Source organism: Cytobacillus sp. Hm23, assembly GCF_051842895.1.
GTDB lineage: Bacteria > Bacillota > Bacilli > Bacillales > SM2101 > Nanhaiella.
The window spans coordinates 1-3,153 of sequence record NZ_JBPXRQ010000086.1; the positions used below are offsets into that span (position 1 = coordinate 1).

The 3,153-nt window shown below is 35.9% G+C and carries 2 protein-coding genes and 1 riboswitch; of the genes, one reads left to right on the plus strand and one right to left on the minus strand.

Translation table 11 applies throughout. The annotated features are described in order from the left end of the window. Positions 1-214: 214 nt before the first annotated feature. Complete coding sequence (locus tag ACSVDA_RS24625; protein WP_320208471.1) at positions 215-802, minus strand: ECF transporter S component; 588 nt, start codon at positions 800-802, stop codon at positions 215-217. 224 nt (positions 803-1,026) lie between these two features. Continuing rightward, positions 1,027-1,169: riboswitch (FMN riboswitch) on the minus strand. Between the two features lie 277 nt (positions 1,170-1,446). On the opposite strand from ACSVDA_RS24625, the gene serA reads away from it, so the two are divergent. Beyond that, the gene (gene serA, locus ACSVDA_RS24630; protein ID WP_485887044.1) at positions 1,447-3,021 is read left to right on the plus strand and encodes a phosphoglycerate dehydrogenase; all 1,575 of its coding nucleotides are present in this window, start codon (positions 1,447-1,449) and stop codon (positions 3,019-3,021) included. Positions 3,022-3,153: the final 132 nt, after the last annotated feature.

The window sequence follows — 3,153 nt, forward strand, 5'->3', positions numbered from 1 at the left end:
AATTTGTGCTTCTCTCGATTTTCTGTACGTGGAAAATCGAAGGTAGAAAACGAAATTGGCCTCGCGTTAATGGCAGTGAATCTAAGAAAACTCACTGCCAACAAATAAGGTAATAGAGGGCACTACCACTCTAAATAGGAAAAGGTGAATTTGAGCTCGCTCAAATTCACCTTTTACATTTTTTGAGGCTAGTTATGTCCCAGCCTCTTTTTACTTATGCATTATGCAATGCTCTTTGCTGTTGTTCTAACCAAGTACGCATCCTTGTGAAAAGAAGTAAAAATACGATCGTTATAACTCCTCCTTTGATCAAGTTAAACGGCATGAATGCGACAGCAATTAATTTCATTGTTTCTAAATTGGACATAGCAGGGTAACCTAAAAACATTGTATATGCTGGTAAAATAATAAACATATTTAAAACCGCCATCATTAACGTCATTACAATCGTTCCTACAATTAATCCAAATGTTAAACCAGTTTTTGAGTTATATTTTCGGTATATATATGAAACGGGTAAAATGAACAATAATCCCGCGATAAAATTAGCTGCTTGCCCTACAGGTACACCCACTGCACTACTCATAAAGAAATAATGTAAAATATTTTTGATTGCCTCAACAGTAATTCCTGCTGCTGGCCCAAAAACGATGGCTGCAATTAAAGCTGGCACTTCACTAAAATCAATTTTCAAATACGGTGGTATTCCCGGCAATGGGAAATCAAGCATCATTAAAATAAACGAAATACTGCTTAACACCCCTACTGTAACTAATTTTCTAACGTTGTTCTGTCTTTCCATGTTCCTCTCTCCTTTTCGTCTTTCAGTCCACCTCACGAAAAGCGGAAAGGTTCTTTTCGATACCAACAATAAACCCCCATGCCAGAGGCACGAGGGTTTTGAATGAAAGGTATACTTAATAAGCTGCACTTAAGGGTATTCTTGATCCTTACCATTTCCTTTTTGATCACATAACAAATAAAGCTTACAAAAAGGTATGGACAACCTTAAGACGTAGCTAGAACCTCCATCTTCTCCCATCCAGACTATACTGTCGGCTCTGGAATCGCACCAGATCCTGCTATTATAAATAGCTCGCGGACTTAGAGTTTTAAAAAAATCACTCATCACCGCCGGTCGGGAATTTCACCCAGCCCCGAAGATAGACCTATTAAATTTTTTGTACATCAATTATTATACCTCATATGAACTTATTTGTGAATCATAAAATCTTCAATTCAAACATTTCAGTTTAGTAATAAATCTACGTAATTTAAAAAGCTCTATGTGTACTCTTTATTAGTTCCGTTCATGTGAAAATAAAGCTTTGTTTAATAAAACGCTTTCAATTTTTTGACTATTTTTTATTCCATTGACATGGGTACTTTATTATGTTAAATTATCAGAAATTTATACACATTCTAGAACTTTAGGAGGATTCTTAAATGTATCGCATTCTTGTTTCTGACAAAATGAGTGAAGAAGGATTAGCCCCATTATTGGAGTCAAATGATGTGGAGATTGTTCAAAAGAAAGTTAGTGAAGTTGAAAATGAATTACATGAATTTGATGGATTGTTAGTTCGAAGTGGTACACAAGTTACCAACGACCTATTAGCAAAAATGGACAACTTAAAAATCGTTGCTCGTGCAGGTGTTGGAGTAGACAATATTGATATCGATGCTGCAACAAAACATGGTGTCGTTGTCATTAATGCTCCAGATGGTAATACTATTTCTACGGCTGAGCATACATTTGCTATGATGGCATCGTTAATGAGGCATATCCCTCAAGCAAATGCAACAGTCAAATCTGGGGAGTGGAATCGATCCTCTTATGTTGGAACAGAATTGTATGGTAAAAATCTAGGAATCGTAGGGTTAGGTCGAATAGGGAGTGAGCTGGCTAAACGATCGAAAGCTTTTGGGATGACAGTCCAAGTATTTGATCCGTTTTTAACGAAGGCACGTGCCGAAAAAATCGGCGTTAAATCATCTTCTCTCGACGAATTATTACGAACAGCTGATATTATAACAGTGCATACTCCTCTAACAAAAGAAACAAAGGGTCTTCTTAATGCAGAAAATTTGTCTAAAACAAAGAAAGGTGTATATCTTATTAATTGTGCGAGAGGCGGAATCATTAATGAAAACGACCTAGTACAATTTATAAAAAATGACCATGTAGCCGGTGCTGCGCTTGATGTTTATGAGGTTGAACCACCTACAAACCCTCAGCTAATACAATTAGAGCAAGTTATAACAACTCCACACCTAGGTGCATCAACAAAAGAGGCACAATTGAACGTAGCAGCTCAAGTTGCAAAAGAAGTTGTTCAATATTTACAAGGACAACCTGTATCATCTTCTATTAATCTACCAACACTATCAAAAGACGTATTTGACAAAATTAAACCTTTTTATGAATTGGCGAAAAAAATGGGAACGATTTTATCCCAATGTATGCATGAGCCTGTAAAGGAAATTTCAGTTGCCTATTCAGGTAGTGTTGCAGACTTAGAAACAGATTTTATTACTAAAAGCTTATTATCTGGATTTTTTAAACCAAGAGTTGATTCTACTGTGAACGAAGTAAATGCGTCAATGATTGCTAAAGAACGGAGTATTACTGTTGGTGAAAAGCTGATTTCTGATACTAATGGTTACTCAAATAGTATAACTGTAACCGTTCATGGTGAAGACAAGTCATTTGAAATTAAAGGTACGAATATTAAAGATTACGGTCCAAGGATCGTTAGCTTAAATCGTTTTGTAATCGATTTTCATCCTGTTGGAAATCTAGTATATATACAACATACAGACAAACCAGGTGTCATTGGTAGAGTTGGTAAAATATTAGGTGACCTTGAAATCAATATTGCAACTATGCAAGTTGGTAGAAAAGAGGTTGGTGGAGAAGCGATAATGATGCTATCATTTGATAAACCACTTGATGAAGAAATGATAGCTACACTAGCCACTCTTGATGATATCGTTTCTATAAGAAAAATAGATCTGTAAAGTTATAGATGATGAGGCTGGGACATAACTAGCCTCAAAAAGTGAAAAAGGTGAATTTGAGCGAGCTCAAATTCACCTTTTTCTATTTAGAGTGGTAGTGCCTCTATTATCTTATTTGTTGGCAGTGAGTTT

Bases quoted from the DNA above. Each gene is read 5' to 3' on its own strand.
- ACSVDA_RS24625 (WP_320208471.1), bottom strand. From the start codon at position 802: ATGGAAAGACAGAACAACGTTAGAAAATTAGTTACAGTAGGGGTGTTA.
- serA (WP_485887044.1), top strand. From the start codon at position 1,447: ATGTATCGCATTCTTGTTTCTGACAAAATGAGTGAAGAAGGATTAGCC.